This is a genomic window from Pseudomonas marginalis (assembly GCF_001645105.1).
GTDB classification, from domain to species: Bacteria; Pseudomonadota; Gammaproteobacteria; order Pseudomonadales; family Pseudomonadaceae; genus Aquipseudomonas; species Aquipseudomonas petroselini.
Map to the genome: position 1 here is coordinate 432,519 of NZ_LKEG01000052.1, position 16,838 is coordinate 449,356.

Sequence of the window (16,838 nt, forward strand, 5' to 3'; positions counted from 1 at the left end):
TCTTAACTGACTGGCATTAGGCAGGGCAGGGTATTTGTAGTGAGGTGGCCGCCTTAGAACGTTGTACGGAGACCGAACTGCACGCTTCTGCCCGGTGCCGGCGCGATATCGCGCAGGATCGAGCTGGCATAACGCACCGTCTGGTTGGTCAGGTTTTCACCGTTCACAAACGCCAGCCACTGGCTGCCCCCCATGTTAAAGCGATAACCCGCGCTCGCGCCCAGGGTGGTATAGCCATCGGTGCCGCTCTCGTTATCCGGCACACGCCCTTGGCCGGCGGCATGTTCCACGTCGATGCGCGCCTGCCAGCGGTCGAGTTCCCACAGCAAGCCGCTGTTCAAGCGTAACGGTGCAATGCGCGGCAGGGCTTCGCCGGTGTCGAGGTTGGTGGCGCGGGTGTAGTCGCCCGACAGTTCCAAGGCGAATTTGCCGTAGGCGCCTTCGCCAAGCTTCCAGTGATCCTGGGCTTCGAAGCCGGCGAAACGTGCACGCACGCCGGAGTATTCGTACTCAGGGATACCGGCTGCGTCCTCTTCACCTTCATCGTTCAATGTGCGACCGGTGCCCAGCAAGCCGATGTAATTGGAGAAGCGGCTGTAGAACACGCCGAAGCTGCCCTTGTGGGTGCCGGTGTCAAAGCGCAGTGCCAGGTCGCTGGACACGGCTTTTTCTTTTTTCAGGTTGGCATCGCCCAATTCGTAAGTGCCGGTGGCGACGTGGGCGCCGTTGGCATACAGCTCGTAGAAGGTCGGCGCGCGCTCGGTGTAGCCCAGGGTCGCGGCCAGGGACCAAATTGGCGTAAGGGTGTACACGGCGCCCGATGACAGGCTGCCGGCGGTGAAGGTGTTGGACCGATCAGCATTGACGAAACGCGCATTGCCCTTGGCATCCGGGTCGACGCTGGTGTGTTCCAGGCGCCCGCCGAGGCTGAGTTTCAGGCGCTCGGTGGCTTGCATTTCTTCAAGGATAAACAGTGCGCCGGCGTTGGTATCGGTCTGCGGCACGAAGGCTTCTTCGCCGAGGGCCGAGAACTCGTTGCGGGTCACTTGTGCGCCGACCACGCCGTCGAACGGGCCGATCGGCTGGTGGCGTGCTTCAACCCGCGCTTCATAACCTTTGTTTTTGAAGATCGTGCCGGTTTCGCCGCTTTCGATTTCGCGGTGCTCGTAGTCGGTATAGCCCGCGTCGAGTTTCAGCGAGGTAAACGGGCCTTGCAGGTTGCGGATCTCCGACGCGAAAGCGTAGTGATCCTGCTGCATGCGGATGCGTACATCCTGCTCGGCGGGGGAGCCGTAGTTGGCGTCGTAGTTGCTGTAGGACAGCCCGGCATATCCGTCGTCCCAGGTGTAGGAACCGCCCACGGCGCCGCCGTCCTGGCGCCCATCACTGTTGCCCAGGCGGCCATTTTTTCCGGGCGCGTCGTCGGTTGCCGGGGCGTGTCGGCTGCGGGCCTGGCCAGGGATCTTAAGGTCGTTGAATTCCCGCGCATTGGCATCCAGGTGCAAGGCGAACGTGCCGTTACCGGCTTCCAGTCTGCCGGCGCTGCTGCGGGTGGTGTCGGCGCCGCCGTAGCGCAACTCACCGGCACCGTGGATGCCTTCGATGGCCTCGGTGGGGATGCGGTTGTCGAAGGTGTTGACCACCCCACCGATGGCGCTGCCGCCGTACAACAGGGCCGCGGGACCGCGCACGATTTCGATGCGGTCGACGTTGACCGGGTCCAGCGGCACCGCATGGTCGTAGGACAGCGACGACGCATCCAGCGCACCGACGCCATTGCGCAGGATGCGAATGCGGTCGCCATCCTGACCACGAATGATCGGTCGGCTGGCACCTGGGCCGAAGTACGACGACGACACGCCTGGCTGCTTGTTGAGGGTTTCGCCGAGGCTGCCTTTTTGTTGCAGGGTCAGGTCATCGCCTTCGAGCACGGTGGTGGGCGAGGCGAGTTGTTCGCTGCCCAGCGGGTTGCCGGTGATGACCTGGGGTTGCAGTTCAAGGGCCTGGGCTTCGGAGCAGATCAGCAGGGCGGCAGCGAGCGGGGACAAGCGCCACAGAGAAGAGAGGGACATCGGACATTCCTTGGCAAAACGGGGAAAAGATTTGATATTTATCGTTACAATATAACATCTCTTTTTCGCTGGGAGCGGGAACTTTTTATAACCGGGCAGGCGGGTGATAAGGTGTGCACCTTCGTGACCCTTTTTTCATAGGCCTGGCATGACCGCGACAAGCAACGACCCCCTCCACGGCGTGACCCTGCAACACGTCCTCACCACGCTGGTGGAACACTACGAATGGGAAGGCCTGGCCGAGCGCATTGATATCCGCTGCTTCAAGAGCGATCCGAGCATCAAATCGAGCCTTACGTTCCTGCGCAAAACCCCATGGGCTAGGGAGAAAGTCGAAGGGTTGTACGTGAAGCTGATGCGCACCAAACGCCCGTTGGATTGATCCCATGAAGCGGTTCGTGGCGGCAGCGGCATTGGCCGGCTGGGCAGGGTTGGTGATTCAGCAATACCTGATTTTCTATTCGCGCTGGACGTCCGGCGCCAGCCTGCTCGGCGGGCTGATCAACTTTTTCAGTTTCTTCACCGTGCTCACCAACACCCTGGCGGTGGTGGTGTTGAGCTATGCCTGGGTGAATCGCGACTCAGCGGCGAAGCGGTTTTTTCTCGCGCCAAGGGTCAGCAGTGGCATTGCTGTGAGCATCGTTGTGGTCAGCCTGGCCTACAACCTGCTGCTACGGCATTTGTGGAGCCCTTCAGGCTTTCAATTCATTGCTGATGAATTGCTGCATGACGTGATGCCGGTGCTGTTTTTGATCTACTGGTGGCGGTGTGTGCCCAAGGGCCATTTGCGCTTCAGGCACATCGGCGCCTGGGTGATCTACCCGTTGGTGTACTTCGCCTACGCGCTGCTGCGTGGGGACTTGCTCGGGCAGTATCAGTACCCGTTCATTGATGTGAGCACCCTGGGTTATCCACAGGTGTTTGTGAATGCCGGGGGGATTCTGTTGGGGTTTGTGTTGATCGCGCTGGCGGTGGTGGGGCTGGATAGGCTCATCAAGCCCCGCACCTGACTCACTCTTCTTCGCTGCCCTCGGCCCGCCAGTAACCGACGGCCTTGAGGAATTCCTCGTTGACCTTGTGCGTGTCCAGCAACACTCGTCGTACCTGACGCGACAGCTTGGTTTCGGTCGCGACAAAGCTGTACAGCGAACCGCTCGGCAGGCTCAGGTTGCGCACTGTTTCGAGCAGGTCATCCTGGCCGCGCACCACCCATTTCACCTGCACATCGGCGGCACTCTGCAGGGCTTGGCGCTCTGCTTCATTGGCGATCTCAATCACCGCCAGCACCGTGCGCCCGGCCGGGAGTTCTTCCAGGCGGCGCGCGATGGCGGGCAGGGCGGTTTCATCGCCGATTAGCAGGTAGCTGTCGAAGATATCCGGCACGATCATCGAGCCCCGTGGCCCACCGATATACAGGTGTTGGCCGACTTGCACCTGCTCGGCCCAGGTGGACGCAGGGCCATCGCCGTGCAGCACAAAGTCGATATCCAGCTCTCCCGCGTCCAGGTCAAAGCGCCGGGGTGTGTAGTCGCGCATGGCCGGTTGCGGGCCTTCGCCTTTGATGCTGAAGGTCGGGCTTTCCAGCGCCGCTTGTTCAGCGGCGTTTTGCGGGAACAGCAGCTTGATGTGATCGTCGCTACCCAGGCTGACAAAGCCCGCCAGCTCAGGGCCGCCGAGTGTGATGCGGCGCATGCGCGGGGTGAGATCAACCACCCGCAGCACTTGTAGGCGGCGACGCTTGATCTCGTGGGTAACGCGATGGATGGCTTGCGTATTCATTGGTCTTTCCCGTCGGCAATGGCTTGAGCGGTGCCGTTGAGCAGCGCCGCGACACGAATGATTTCTTCCGGGCTCCAACGCCCGTGGTGCGAATGCAAGGCGTGACGCAGGTTGTGCACCGCCTCATGGATTTGCGGTGGACGGTCGTGGCCGCGCAGTGAGCGTTTGCTCACATCGATGCGCATGCGGATGCCGTCGAGGGCAACCGCCTGTTCGCTTAAGAAGAGACGACCGGCGTCGGTGATTGTGTAGCGTTTTTTTCCACCAGCGGCATCGCCAGCGATCAATTCGCTTTCTTCAAGAAAGGTCAGGGTGGGGTAAATCACGCCGGGGCTGGGGGTGTAGGCGCCGTCGAACAGGCTTTCGATCCGGCGAATCAAGTCGTAGCCGTGGCACGGTTGCTCGGCGATCAGCGCCGGCAACAGCAGTTTCAGATCGCCGGGGGCAAACACCCGGGGGCCGCGACCGCGGCCGCTGCGGGGGTCAAAACTGTCGCGTGGGTGAGGATGGTCTCGCATGGTAGGAGCCTCTGTGTGTGTCTAGATATAACGTAAGATATATCTTAGATTTCACGCAAGGGCGCCCGACGGACGGTCCGCGTGCCGCCACGGTGTTTTGCACTATTTAGGGGGTCTGCCTAAGTAAACAGTGTTGTTTTTTTGAATATGTAATCCTATTCTTACGGACTCTTCGCAACTAAAGAATTCTCGTTTAGTTCAATGTAATGCCTTTCTTACAGTCGTTCTTAAAGTTTTGGCAAATTGCCATAATTTTCCTATGTGTCTTGGTGTAACAAGGCCACGAGATTCAGGGAAAAAGACGGCTTACTTGCTCGTGCTCGCAGCGGAAACTTGTCGGGTGTCGAACGGCTCCTGATTTGCAATGCAAATAGTTGGAAAAAAATCGGCGCTTTTAATAGGTCCTCGCACAACTGCGTCAGGATTTCTAACGATGATTATTGATAGGTGAGTACTTGCAAATGAAATCTAAAATGAAAGCTGCGCTGTTCTCTGTCGGGCTGTTGGCTGCTTCGATGTCCGTTGCTAATGCGGCGGATGGAACCATTACCTTTACCGGCTCGGTGCACTCGGGTGCTTGCTCTATCAAGCCTGAATCCGTCGATCAGACTGTTCCCCTGGGTTCGATCGCAAAGCATCAGTTGCAAGATGGCGGTAAGTCCAATGCGCGCCCTGTGACCATCGAACTGGAAGGCTGCGATTTGACCGGCCTCACCGATAACACCGTGACCACCACCTTCACCGGCGCACCCTCCAGCGCTGTTCCGGGGGCAATCGGTACCGTGGGTGGCGCGGGCGGCGTGGGCATCATGATGACGCACGGTGGTCGACCTGTTCAGCTGGGTGTCGCGACCACCCCGCAGGCCATTTCCGTCGGTGATAACACGTTGGAGTTTGGTGCTTATGTACAAGGCGCCGCCACGGGCACGATCGTCCCGGGTGATTTCAGCGCGGTCACCAACTTTACCTTGGCTTATCAGTAAGTTTTTCCCCCGCCACCGAGGGTGGCGGGGGGACGCTGACGGGAGGTCCAGGTGAAAACATTCATAAGTCTCGCTATTGCCTCTTTATTGACGATCACCAGCGCCCCTGGCGCGCAAGCGTCTTCGCAAGGCGAAGGGGTTGTCACGCTGGGCGGCGTGGTCGTTGACTCAGCCTGCGGGCTGGAAGCGGGCACTGCCGATCAGACGATCGTGATGCCCCCCGAACCCGTGGGCCGGCTTTTGCGATTGGCAAGGGGCGCACCCCACCCCTTCCAGTTACGTCTCGTCAATTGCTCATTGAGTCGCGAGGACCCCTTGCGCCCAGGTGTACCGCTGCCTGATTGGCAGCATCTGCGGGTGACGTTCGACGGGCCCAGCGATAGGGAAGGGCGCTCCTTTGCCGTGTCGGGTGGCTCACAGGGGGTCGCTTTCCATATTGAGGATGCTGCGGGTCAAGAGAGTGTGCCGGGTCAGCCGATGGCGCTGCTGCCGATAGTGGAGGGCGATATGACACTCCACTACAGGCTTTACCTGGTGGGTAACGGACTACCGCTGGTGGTGGGATCTCACGGTGCCGCAGTGCGATTCAAGTTGGAATACTTCTGAACAGTGATGGGTTGTTTTCATGTTGAATACGTCGAAGGTGAAAAGTGCACTCCGCCCAAGCCTTTTTGGCGGGTTGATGTCACTGGCAGGCACTGTATTGGGTGCCGGAGATATAGAGTTTAATACCGACGTTCTTGATCTTAATGATCGCACGAATATCGACTTGTCTCAGTTTGCGCGCAGCGGCTTTATTCTGCCTGGCACTTACTCGATGGTGGTGCAAATCAATACTCAGGCCATTGCGGAACAATCGGTGGCGTTTTATCCCCCCGATGATGATCCCAAAGGGAGCCAGGCCTGTTTATCACCCGAATTGGTAGAACAGTTGGGCCTGAAAACGTCCGGTGCCGCCAAACTGACTTGGTGGAACGGCGGACGCTGCCTGGATATCACAGGCTTGCCGGGTATGGAGGTGAGTGGAGATTTAGCCACTTCTACGCTGAACATCAGTCTTCCCCAAGCCTACCTTGAGTACAGCGCTATCAATTGGGATCCGCCCTCCCGCTGGGACGAGGGCGTGCCGGGCTTGTTGGTTGACTACAACATGACGGCGCAGTCGAGTTATCAAAAGGATGAGCGCAACCGTAATAACTTCAGTGGGAACGGAACACTCGGTGCCAATGCCGGGCCGTGGCGCCTGAGAGCTGATTGGCAGGGGCGCGTCGAGAGCGGCCGCGAGCGGTCCTACAAGGATCAAAAGCTGGAGTGGAGCCGTTACTACGCTTACCGCGCGGTGCCTGCGTTGAAGGCGCGTTTGGTGGTGGGCGAGGACTATCTGTATTCGGACCTGTTCGACAGTTTCCGTTTTACCGGTGCCTCGCTCAATTCGGATGAAAGCCAGTTGCCGCCTAACTTGCGCGGCTATGCACCTGAAGTGGTCGGGGTGGCCAAGACCAACGCGAAAGTCGTCATCAGCCAGAAGGGACGCGTGTTGTACGAAACCCTGGTGGCGGCAGGGCCGTTTCGCATTCAAGACCTGCGGGACGCGGTATCCGGCACGTTGGATGTGCGGGTGGAGGAACAGGATGGTTCGGTGCGCAGCTTCCAGATCGACACGGCGGGTGTTCCTTACCTGACGCGCCCCGGGCAAGTGCGTTACAAGCTGGCGACTGGGCGGCCGTCCAACCTTCAGTACGGCGCTGACGGAGATTTTTTCGGCACGGGAGAGTTCTCTTGGGGGGTCAGTAATGGCTGGTCCCTGTTTGGCGGCGGCATGACGGATAACAACTACCGGGCGGTTTCCGTGGGTGCGGGTCGCGATCTGCTGGCATTCGGGGCCATATCGTTGGACGTGACACAGTCTCGCGCAGAGCTCTGGAACGAGACGCTCTCGGGAAAATCATACCGCCTTCAATACTCCAAGCACTTTGAACAATACGACAGCCAAGTCACCTTCGCGGGCTATCGGTTTTCCGAGAAGAACTTTTTGAGTATGAGTGAATACCTGGATGCTCGTCATTACGGGTTGAACGGCGAGCTCAGCAGTCGTAGCGAACTCACCGACGGCTGGAAGCCGATTGGCGGCAGCAAGGCGCTGTATACCGCGACGGTTAACAAGCAGTTCCGGGACCTGGGGGCCACTGTTTACGCCAGTTACAGCAAACAAACGTACTGGGAGCGGCCGGCCACTCAGCGCTGGAACGTGTCGGTGTCACGCTACTTCAGCGTGGGCTCCGTCAAGAATATGAGCCTGTCCCTGAACCTGTACCGCAGTCAGGAATACAGCCATAAAGATAACGGCGTAGCGCTGACCGTCAGTCTGCCGTTGGGACGCAGTGGCACGCTGTCGCTGGATGCCAATAGAGCCGCGGGTGAGAACAACTTTTCCACCCGCTACAGCGATCGCTTCGATGAGCGCAACAGCTACCAGCTCAGTGCCGGCGACACGTCCGCCAGTGGTTATTTGAGTCATATCGGTGACCAGGCGGACATTGATCTCAGTGTCAGCACCCAAGAGGGCAATTACAGCAGCCTCGGTGTGTCTGCGCGCGGCGGTGGCACGCTCACGCCTTACGGTGGGGCACTGCATCGTTCCAGCAGTACCGGCGGAACCCGTTTGATGGTCGACACCGGCGGTGTGCCTGATGTGCCTGTGCGGGCTTACGGCACTCCGACCCGCACTAACGCCTTCGGCAAGGCAGTCATCTCCGACATCGGCAGCTATCAGCGCACGGCGGCCAGTGTTGACCTGGAGAATTTGCCTGGCAACGTCGAAGCCACTCAATCAGTGACGCAACTGACGCTCACCGAGGGCGCTATTGGTTACCGGTCGCTGGAGGTGATTGCCGGTGAGAAGGCCATGGCTGTTCTTCGCCTGCAGGACGGCAGTTCACCCCCCTTCGGCGCGACAGTGAAGAACCTCAAGCAGCAGGACACCGGCATCGTCAACGACGGCGGCAATGTCTACCTGAGCGGTATACAGGCCGGCAAACAGATGATCGTCAGTTGGGGCGGTAGCGAGCAATGCGTCCTTACGCTCCCGGCCATTTTGCCCGCGGATGCGTTGACCAACGCCCTCGAACTGAGCTGCCAGAGCGTCGCCACTGATCAATCCTTGCCCGAGCCAGCAGCGCTGACCGGGAAGCCAATTAATACGGAGAACACATCCTCATGACGCTGAATACGCGCCGCCTATTCCAGGCATTCGCTCTACTGGTCCTGGGCTTGAGCCAGAGCACTAACGCCGCGGTGGGCCTGGATCGGACCCGAGTGATTTTTGACGGCGGCAAAGAGGCCACCAGTGTGAACATCACCAACAACAATACCCAGCTTCCGTATTTGGCCCAGGGCTGGATCGAGGATGAAGACGGCAAAAAAATCACCACGCCCTTGATCGTACTGCCACCGGTTCAACGCTTGGAGCCTGGCAAGCAAAGCCAGGTGAAGGTGCAGGCATTGCCGGCGGCCAAGATGTTGCCGCAGGACCGGGAGACGGTTTTCTACTTCAACCTGAGGGAAATTCCGCCGCGCAGCGATAAGGCCAACACGCTGCAAATTGCGCTGCAAACCCGGATCAAATTGTTCTACCGACCCCAAGCCATTGCCCCCAGCCAGCAAGACCTGTCCAACCCTTGGCAGGAGAAGCTGACCCTCACCCGCGAAGGCGAGCAGTACAAGGTGAATAACCCTACGCCTTACTACGTGACCCTGGTGGATGCGCGCAGCAGCAAGGACGGTAAAACCGTGCCGGGTTTTGAACCCCTCATGGTTCCGCCCAAAGGTGCGCTGGCGTTGGGCCCCACGGCCAAAGCACTCGGTACCACACCCTATTTGTCCTATGTGAATGACTACGGCGGCCGTCCGGTGCTGGCGTTCACCTGCAGTGGCGATACCTGCAAGGTGAACACCCAAGCCTCGCCGCGTAATGAGTAGCACCTGCTGCGGGAGAACATCATGAAGTCGCAACGTATAAGCGCCTGGGCCGGCCTGTTACTGGTCTTGATGGGAAGTGCGCACGCCGAGGATGAGGACATCGAAGGCATGAGCGGGAAGCTGAATATTCTCGGGTCGATGCATGAAGTTCCGTGCAGCCTGGAGATGGCATCAATGGATCAGACGATTGACCTGGGTGCCGTGTCGACGAGCCAGCTCCAGCGGCCCGGCGATCAGGCGACAGCCAAGGCATTCCAACTGCTTTTCAAGGACTGCCAACGCACCGCAGGCAGCATCCGCAATGAGCGCACCGGGAACCTGACATGGAGTGCGCATCAACCGGTGGTGACGGTCATGTTTGTCGGACTTGCCGATGCCGATGATGCACGCCTGCTCAAAGTTCAAGGCATCACCGGGATGGGCTTGCGCATGATCGATGCCCTGGGGCGGGACGTACAGCTGGGCTCAAGGGGCCAACCGTTGTTCTTGCCTGTGGGCAATAGCACGCAGACCTGGAATGTCCAACCCACGCGCACCTCCGCACCTTTGACCAGCGGGGCCTTTCGGGCCGTCGTTGATTTCAGGCTCAAATATGAGTGAGGGCAGAACAATGGCTAAGTCAAAAGGCCCGTGGGCCCTGCTTATCGGCGGCGGCTTACTGTGGGCGGTCAGTCAAGGTGTGCAGGCTGACGTCAATCTGAGCATCCGTGCGGTCATCATTGCGCCTCCGCCGTGCGTCATAAACAACGGCAGTACGCTCGATGTGCCTTTCGGCAATGACCTGCTGACGTCACGGATCGACGGGGTCAACTATCGTCGGGGCGTGCCCTATACCGTCACCTGTGACTCCCCGTTCAGCAACGCGTTGACACTGGAACTCAGGGGCACGGGGGCTTCGTTTGATGGCCGCGTGCTGTTGACCCGCAAGCCTGACCTTGGGGTAAAGCTGTTCATCAATGGCGCTGACTGGCCTCTGAATACGGCCGTGAATTTTACCTACCCCAACTTCCCGGTCGTGCAGGCGGTACCTGTCAAGCGCGCGGGCAGCACGCTGACGGGAGGTGCATTCGATGCCGCCGCCACCCTTGTGGTCGATTACCAATGAAGAGAAGCGATCCATGACATTTCGGCAGCAGCGAGCGTTGCTCGCCTTGTGCTTCATCGGCTTTTGCAGTGGCGCGTCGGCCAACCTGACGTTCACCGGAACACTGAATGAGCCGCCCCCTTGCACCATTAATGCGGGAACCACGATTGAAGTCGATTTTGGCGATGTCGGGGTCAAGCAGGTCGATGGTGTGAAATACCGCAGGGCACTCGGTTACCTCATTACCTGCGGCGCCGACACGCTGCCGTGGCAGCTGAAATTGAGCGTTAACGGAACACCAGCGGCTTATGACGCCTCGGCGGTGCAGACCAGCGCCGCTGACCTGGCCATTCGGATTTTTCAGAATAACGCCCCGTTCCTGCTCAATACGCCACTGGATATCGCCCTGTCGTCACCGCCGCTGTTGGAGGCCGTACCCGTCAAACGGCCAGGCGCAATCCTGGCCCCGGCAAGGTTCACGGCGGTGGCCACGCTGTTGGCCGAATACCAGTAGGAGTTGAGTCTATGCACCCTGCAATTGTTCATAAGGCTTGGCCCTGTGTCGGGCTGGCATTACTGCTCACCTTCGGCTTGATCCCCACGGGGCAGGCGGCGGACAACCTGTCCTTCAAGGGCAACCTGGTTGAAGAAGCCTGCACCCTCCGACCGGGTGACGAGGCGATCACCCTGGAGCTCTGGGACGTTACCAGCAAGCACCTCTACATCAACACGCGCACACAGGGAAAGGGCTTCAAGGTGCACCTGGAAGACTGCGATACCAGTATTGGCAACACCGTCACCATCACGCTCGGGGGGCGAGAAAACATGGCGCTACCCGGCTTGTTCGCGCTGGATGGTGGAAGTATTGCCTCAGGCATCGGCATCGGTCTGGAGACACCGGCCAATAAGCCATTGCCCGTGAATACCGTCAGCGATGAACAGGTGCTGAGTAATGGCAGCAATGTCATTGAACTCAAGGCCTACGTGCAGGGCGAACCGAATGCCATCAAGGATCAAACCATAGGGCACGGCGCCTATAGGGTGACCTCAACGTTCACGTTGGACTACCCGTAACGCGGTACAGCGAAACTCATAGGCTGAAAAAAATAGCCTCAGACAAACTTCAACTCGCTTCTGGGCGGCTTAAACGCACGGGCTGAATGTTCGTCGTGCGGTGCCCGTTAAGTGAGCAATGAGAGATCAACATGAAACGACTATATGGAGTCTTGCTGCTTCTGGTCCTGACAGGTATTGCGACGACCGCCAGAGCAACGGATTGCCGTGTGAACGGCGGACCGTGGATATTTGTAGGCGCAGGCGGCACGCTAAACCTGCAAGTCCCCGTCACTGTTCAACTGGGGGCGGACAGAAACCGAATCATGCTGGAAGGGGTGCGGCTAGAGTGCCGGTTTTCCGGCTTTGGGGGGAGCCAACCCTGGTATACGGACTACTGGGCGACGTCGGCCAGAGTAGGACCTGCCTGGGTACCCGGTGCAAAATTTGCCAACCAAGGCACGGGCTTACGGATAAACGGAAGTTACTACAACAACCCCGTTCCGAATGGCATTCGAATGACAACCATGCCGAACAATCTCATTGGCGTCCCGGTCGATGTAACGCCCTATATTCTAGTGCGCAATGATCCTGCCAACCCTATCGACGTTCGTATCGGGGATGTGCTCGGAAGATTGAATCTCGACCAGACAAACAACTACAACTCCGGTAGTTCGGCGCTTGCGGTGACCTACACCGCCGCCAATAACTTCTCCATTTCGCCGTCAACGTGCACGATCAACAATAACAACCCGATTGACATCAACTTCGGCAACGTCCACCAGAGAGCGATAGGCACCGACCCGCTGACAACGACCGTGCGCAGCGACCGTCGGCTGACTTATTCATGCCCGGACGGTGGGATTACCACGCCGATCACCATTACTTACAAAGGTACCCCCTCGACGTTCGACTCACGCCTGTTGGTGATGACCAATCCAGACGTCGGCACGNGCGCTTGTTCGTGCAGGGACTGCGGTTCGNTGTCGGCAGCTCCTTCCTCACCCAAATCAACAACAGTGTGGGGGGCGATGATGTGACCTTTACGCTTGTGCGACGTGCGGGGTCCTTACCGACCGCCGGGCCCATAAGCGGCAGCGGTGTGCTCGTGATGGGGGTGCCATAGCACCGCCTGAACCGCGAATAGGGAAGAGTGGGATGGCGTCTGGTTAGAAACATACTGAGAGATCAAAATGAACCGACTATTTGGGATTACCGCGCTTCTTGTCCTGATGGGGGCTACGACGGCCGCGCGTGCGGCGGAGTGCCGAATAAATGGCGGAGGGTGGCAAGTAATAGTCGGCGAACTGCCTCTACAGGTCCCTGTAACCGTTACTTTGACAGCCGATCGTACGCGGATCATGTTGGAAGGTGCACGGCTTGACTGTAGGTTTTCCCCAGGAACGCAGACCCCATCCTGGCGGGAGGACTATTGGTCAACGGGCAGCGCAACGGGGACGCCCTGGATCCCGGGTCCCAAATTCAGCAACGAAGGCGCCGGGTTACGAATAAATGGAATCTACCGAAATATTCCGATCCAGAATGGCATACGAGTCACCACGCTGCCGGACAACTTCATAGGTTACCCGATCGATATCACGCCCTATATCCTGGTGCGTAACAATCCGTCCAATCCTCTCGATATTCGAATAGGCGACAATCTTGGTCGCCTGCATCTCACCGTGACAAACAACTACGGTCCCAGCTCAGCCAGGATCAACTTGACGTACAACGCGGCCAACAACTTCACGGTTTCCCCCTCCGCGTGCACGATCAACAATAACAACCCGATAGAGATCAACTTCGGCAACGTCCACCAGCGGGGAATAGGCACCGATCCCCTGACAACTACCATTCGCCGTGACCAGCGACTCACCTACTCATGCCCGGACGGTGGGATTACTTCGCCGATCACCATTACTTACAAAGGTACCCCCTCGACGTTCGACTCACGCCTGTTGGTGATGACCAATCCAGACGTCGGCACGGCGCTTGTTCGTGCAGGGACTGCGGTTCGAGTCGGCAGCTCCTTCCTGACCCAAATCAACAACAGTGTGGGGGGCGATGATGTGACCTTTACGCTGGTCAGGCGTACGGGCTCCCTACCCACTGCCGGGCCCATCAACGGCAGCGGTGTGCTGGTGATGGGGGTGCCATGACCTAAGGCCCCGCCACACACTGTGAGTGGCTACCCGGTTGCAGGTACGGCGTCAGGATCGGCGCCATGCCCTTGAGCACCTGCACCGGCAGCGCCGAGGTGAACGTGAAGTGCTGCGCCGAGGCACCGGGCACGAAGGCGGTGAGTGTGCCGAAGTGCTGTTCGCCGATGTAGAACACAAAGGTCGCCGTGCGGTTGATCGACTTGGAGCTCAGCACCCGCCCGCCGGCGCCGATGGCTTCAATCCGGTTATCGCCGGTACCGGTCTTGCCACCCATGGCCAAGGGCGAGCCGTCGGCCAGTTTGAAGCTGCCGGAAACCCGCTTGGCGGTGCCGGCGTCCACCACTTGGGACAAGGCCCCGCGCAACGCGGTGGCCACCTCGGAAGGCATCACCCGTTTGCCGCGGTCGGGGGTGTTGGTCAAGCGGGTTTCGTAGGGCGTGCCTGCGGCGAACTGCAGGCTGTCGATGCGCAGCACCGGCTCGCGCACGCCATCGTTAAGAATAATCCCCATCAACTCTGCCAGCGCTGCCGGGCGGTCGCCCGAACTGCCGATGGCGGTGGCCAGCGACGGCACAAGATGATCAAACGGGTAGCCCACCGCCTGCCAGCGCTGGTGGATATCCAGGAACGCCTCGACCTCCAGCATGGTCCGGATACGGCTGTCCCGGGCGCTTTGATGGCGGCTCTTGAACAGCCAGCTGTACACCTCCTGACGCTCGAATTGACTGGCTTTGACGATCTCGCTGAAGGTCGCTTGCGGGTGGTTCAGCAGGTAGCCCAGCAGCCATAAATCCAAGGGATGGACTTTGGCGATGTAACCTTGGTCGGGCAAGTCGTAAGCGCCGGGGCCGTAACTCTTATAGAGCTTGGCCAGGCGCTCGTCGGTGAGTTTTTCCTGGGGCTTGACGCCGTTCAGGTGCGAGCGCACGAAGCGGTTGAAGGTGTCCTGGTTGGCGTCGGGCAACAGGTAACGGTGCACCGCCGCCAGGCGAATCGGCGTGGGCCGCAGGCTGTCGAGGAAGGTGTCCAGGCGCGCCTGGGTGTCTTTTTTCTGGTATTTCTTCCAGAACTTTTGCAGGAAGGTCGTGCCCTCGCGGTCGGCGAACCGGGCCAGGTATTCCTGGCGACGCGGGTCATCATCGTCCTTGAGAAGCACGGCGCTGTTGTTCGGCCCCGCGTAGGTGCTGTAGCGCACCAGGTCGCGCATCAAGCGGATAAACGGCAGGTTGATCGACTCCCGCAAGGCGTCCCGCAGGGTGGGGTTGCGGCCATTGTCTTCGTTGCGAAAGTTATGGAAGTGATGCAGGCCGCCGCCGGTGAAAAAGCTTTCGCCGGGGTTGGCCGAATACGTGCGGTCCAGGGCCGCGTCGAGCATCGCGGCAAGCGATGTGCCGGGGTTCTGGACCAGGTAGTCGACGGCCCAGCGGCTGAGACGGTCCTGGTCGTTGATCTCGGCTTTTTTCAGGGCTGCCGGGGTTTGCCCGGCATAGCCTTGATGCAGTTCGGTGATGATTTGCAGGTAAGTCGTGAGTACCCGCAGCTTGGCGGTAGAGCCCAGTTCCAGCTTACTGCCTTCGTTGATGTCGAAGGGTTGGTCGGTGCTGTCGGTCTGGACCCGCACCCGTGAGCTGTCGGGGGTCAGTTCGAACAAGGTGAAGCTGTAGCGCACTTGGGGCGTGCTATCGGCGGTGAGCAAGCGTGGGCCGATCAGGCCGATCTGACCGGCAAAGGTCGGGTCGGCCAAGTGTTTGAGGTACTCGGTGACCTGGGCTTGCAAGTCACTCTGCAAGGTACTGGTTGCGGACAGATCAAGGCGGTCAAGGTCGTACAGCGGGCGATTGAGCAGGGCGGCCAGACGGCTGCGGGCAACGCTGATGCCTTTGTTGGTTTCAATCGGTTGGATCGTCGGTTGCTGTTGCCAGTCGCGGTACGTGACCTTGGCGGCCAGCGCGGCCGCCGACAACGCCGAGTCGATCACGCCGTTTTGCGTGAGCAGGCGCAGATGGCTGTCGGTCAACTGCGCCAGCTCCTCGCGGCCCTTGCTCAGGTAGTGAGAGGGGCGGCGCTGGGCAATCATCAGCGACAGCACTTCACGCAGCGCCAGGCCACGTTGCTTCAGGCTTTGCGCATCGTGCGCGGTGCTGGCCAGCGCCTGGTTGACCTGGGCGAAATCGGCGCCGTACCACACACGCAATCCTTCGGCCATGCCGTGCACCTCACCGTGCCCGGGTACTGCCGACAACGGCACGCTGTTGAGGTAGTCGCGCACCACATTCTGTCGGGCCTGTAACGTGTGTGGGCCGGCCTGATAAGCGCGCACGCTGGCGGAAATCATCTGGCGGATTTTCTCACCGCCGGACAGCGTCAGGCCGTCGGGGGAGTGGCGATACTTTTCCAGCTGCGTGGCCAACGTGCTGCCCCCAGCGGTTTGCCCCGGCAGGTGCAGCAGCTTCGCCACCTGCGACCAGGCCGCCTTGGCAAAACGTGGCCAGTCCACGGCTGGGTTGGCCAGGGGTTGCTCGGGGTCGAGCAGGTCGCGGTTCTCGATGAACAACAAGCTGTGCACCATCAACGGCGGTATGGCGTCGAAACGTGCGTACAGTTGCTGCGGGTAGTTGAACTGGTACAACGGCGCCGCCCGGCAATCGGTGATGGACAGCCCCGCCTGGGTTTTTTCGGCATAGGGCACAAAAAAACCGTGGTTGTTGTACTCCATCAACGCGCCAGAGAACCGGGTTTGCGCCTGCACCCGATAATCGCGTTTAAGCAGCCGGGGCAAAAACTCGCCGAGGGCGCTGTAGCCCAGGCGCTTGTCGAATGGCCCTGCACCGGGGTAAACGATGGCCTCGCTGGGGCCGGGCTCAAGCGTATACGTGAGGCTGGCGGCCAGGCGGCTGAGCTCGCGGGCTTGCAGGGCCGAGGTGCGTACCTCCCGGGCGGCGGCGAAGCCGAGGGCAATCAACGCCATCAACAGGACCAGCCAGAACACCCGCCGCCATAAACGGCGAGGTGCAGGCGTTTTGGGCAAAGATGGCTGATCCACACTGCTTTCTGAAACGGCAGCCTTGGTCGAATCCGATTGCCACAGAGCACCCATAGTCGATTGATCCATTCACGCAGATTGATCGGACTTGTCTGAAGCTTAGACGGTGGCAGGCGATTGCAGCGGCGTTTTTGTGCGGCATGTCGACAGAGGAACGCGTGTTGCG

Annotated in this window: 15 protein-coding genes and 1 pseudogene; 12 read left to right on the plus strand and 4 right to left on the minus strand. The window is 59.6% G+C overall.

Annotation, left to right across the window (positions count from 1 at the left end; genetic code table 11):
- Positions 1-53: 53 nt before the first annotated feature.
- Positions 54-2,072 (minus strand): TonB-dependent receptor, encoded by a 2,019-nt coding sequence (locus AO064_RS24150; protein ID WP_064054861.1) that lies wholly within the window; start codon positions 2,070-2,072, stop codon positions 54-56.
- A 148-nt stretch (positions 2,073-2,220) separates the two neighbouring features.
- On the opposite strand from AO064_RS24150, the gene AO064_RS24155 reads away from it, so the two are divergent.
- Together AO064_RS24155 and AO064_RS24160 are read left to right on the plus strand one after the other, a co-directional pair.
- On the plus strand, positions 2,221-2,454 hold the full coding sequence (locus tag AO064_RS24155; protein WP_012722427.1) for a VF530 family protein: 234 nt from the start codon (positions 2,221-2,223) through the stop codon (positions 2,452-2,454).
- A gap of 4 nt (positions 2,455-2,458) precedes the next feature.
- On the plus strand, positions 2,459-3,082 hold the full coding sequence (locus AO064_RS24160) for a Pr6Pr family membrane protein (protein WP_064054862.1): 624 nt from the start codon (positions 2,459-2,461) through the stop codon (positions 3,080-3,082).
- Position 3,083: 1 nt separating this feature from the next.
- Here AO064_RS24160 and AO064_RS24165 read toward each other — a convergent pair whose 3' ends face one another.
- Both AO064_RS24165 and AO064_RS24170 read right to left on the minus strand, forming a co-directional pair.
- Positions 3,084-3,851: a siderophore-interacting protein gene (locus tag AO064_RS24165; RefSeq protein WP_064054863.1), complete on the minus strand. Its 768-nt coding sequence runs from the start codon at positions 3,849-3,851 to the stop codon at positions 3,084-3,086.
- Positions 3,848-4,369, minus strand: coding sequence for a PadR family transcriptional regulator (locus AO064_RS24170; protein WP_064054864.1), 522 nt, complete (start codon positions 4,367-4,369; stop codon positions 3,848-3,850). Before AO064_RS24170 ends, AO064_RS24165 begins: the two co-directional genes overlap by 4 nt.
- A gap of 473 nt (positions 4,370-4,842) precedes the next feature.
- On the opposite strand from AO064_RS24170, the gene AO064_RS24175 reads away from it, so the two are divergent.
- The 10 genes and pseudogenes from AO064_RS24175 (at position 4,843) to AO064_RS24220 (ending at position 13,626) form a co-directional block, all read left to right on the plus strand.
- Positions 4,843-5,352, plus strand: a complete 510-nt coding sequence (locus tag AO064_RS24175; protein ID WP_064054865.1) for a fimbrial protein — start codon at positions 4,843-4,845, stop codon at positions 5,350-5,352.
- A 51-nt stretch (positions 5,353-5,403) separates the two neighbouring features.
- A complete protein-coding gene (locus AO064_RS24180) occupies positions 5,404-5,958 on the plus strand; it encodes a fimbrial protein (protein ID WP_064054866.1) in 555 nt (184 codons plus the stop codon).
- A gap of 19 nt (positions 5,959-5,977) precedes the next feature.
- A complete protein-coding gene (locus AO064_RS24185) occupies positions 5,978-8,572 on the plus strand; it encodes an outer membrane usher protein (RefSeq protein ID WP_156521576.1) in 2,595 nt (864 codons plus the stop codon).
- A complete protein-coding gene (locus AO064_RS24190) occupies positions 8,569-9,330 on the plus strand; it encodes a fimbria/pilus periplasmic chaperone (RefSeq protein ID WP_064054867.1) in 762 nt (253 codons plus the stop codon). Before AO064_RS24185 ends, AO064_RS24190 begins: the two co-directional genes overlap by 4 nt.
- A gap of 21 nt (positions 9,331-9,351) precedes the next feature.
- Positions 9,352-9,930, plus strand: coding sequence for a fimbrial protein (locus AO064_RS24195; protein WP_012722435.1), 579 nt, complete (start codon positions 9,352-9,354; stop codon positions 9,928-9,930).
- Positions 9,931-9,940: 10 nt separating this feature from the next.
- Positions 9,941-10,435 carry a fimbrial protein gene (locus tag AO064_RS24200; RefSeq protein ID WP_064054868.1) on the plus strand — a complete coding sequence of 165 codons (495 nt, stop codon included), beginning with the start codon at positions 9,941-9,943 and terminating at the stop codon, positions 10,433-10,435.
- A 13-nt stretch (positions 10,436-10,448) separates the two neighbouring features.
- A complete protein-coding gene (locus AO064_RS24205) occupies positions 10,449-10,928 on the plus strand; it encodes a fimbrial protein (RefSeq protein ID WP_064054869.1) in 480 nt (159 codons plus the stop codon).
- Between the two features lie 11 nt (positions 10,929-10,939).
- Positions 10,940-11,488 carry a fimbrial protein gene (locus AO064_RS24210; RefSeq protein WP_012722438.1) on the plus strand — a complete coding sequence of 183 codons (549 nt, stop codon included), beginning with the start codon at positions 10,940-10,942 and terminating at the stop codon, positions 11,486-11,488.
- 131 nt (positions 11,489-11,619) lie between these two features.
- Positions 11,620-12,593, plus strand: a pseudogene (locus AO064_RS24215) (fimbrial protein).
- A 67-nt stretch (positions 12,594-12,660) separates the two neighbouring features.
- On the plus strand, positions 12,661-13,626 hold the full coding sequence (locus AO064_RS24220) for a fimbrial protein (RefSeq protein ID WP_064054870.1): 966 nt from the start codon (positions 12,661-12,663) through the stop codon (positions 13,624-13,626).
- A 1-nt stretch (position 13,627) separates the two neighbouring features.
- Here the strand turns inward: AO064_RS24220 and AO064_RS24225 are convergent, their stop codons facing one another.
- The gene (locus tag AO064_RS24225) at positions 13,628-16,726 is read right to left on the minus strand and encodes a transglycosylase domain-containing protein (RefSeq protein ID WP_064054871.1); all 3,099 of its coding nucleotides are present in this window, start codon (positions 16,724-16,726) and stop codon (positions 13,628-13,630) included.
- Between the last annotated feature and the right edge of the window lie 112 nt (positions 16,727-16,838).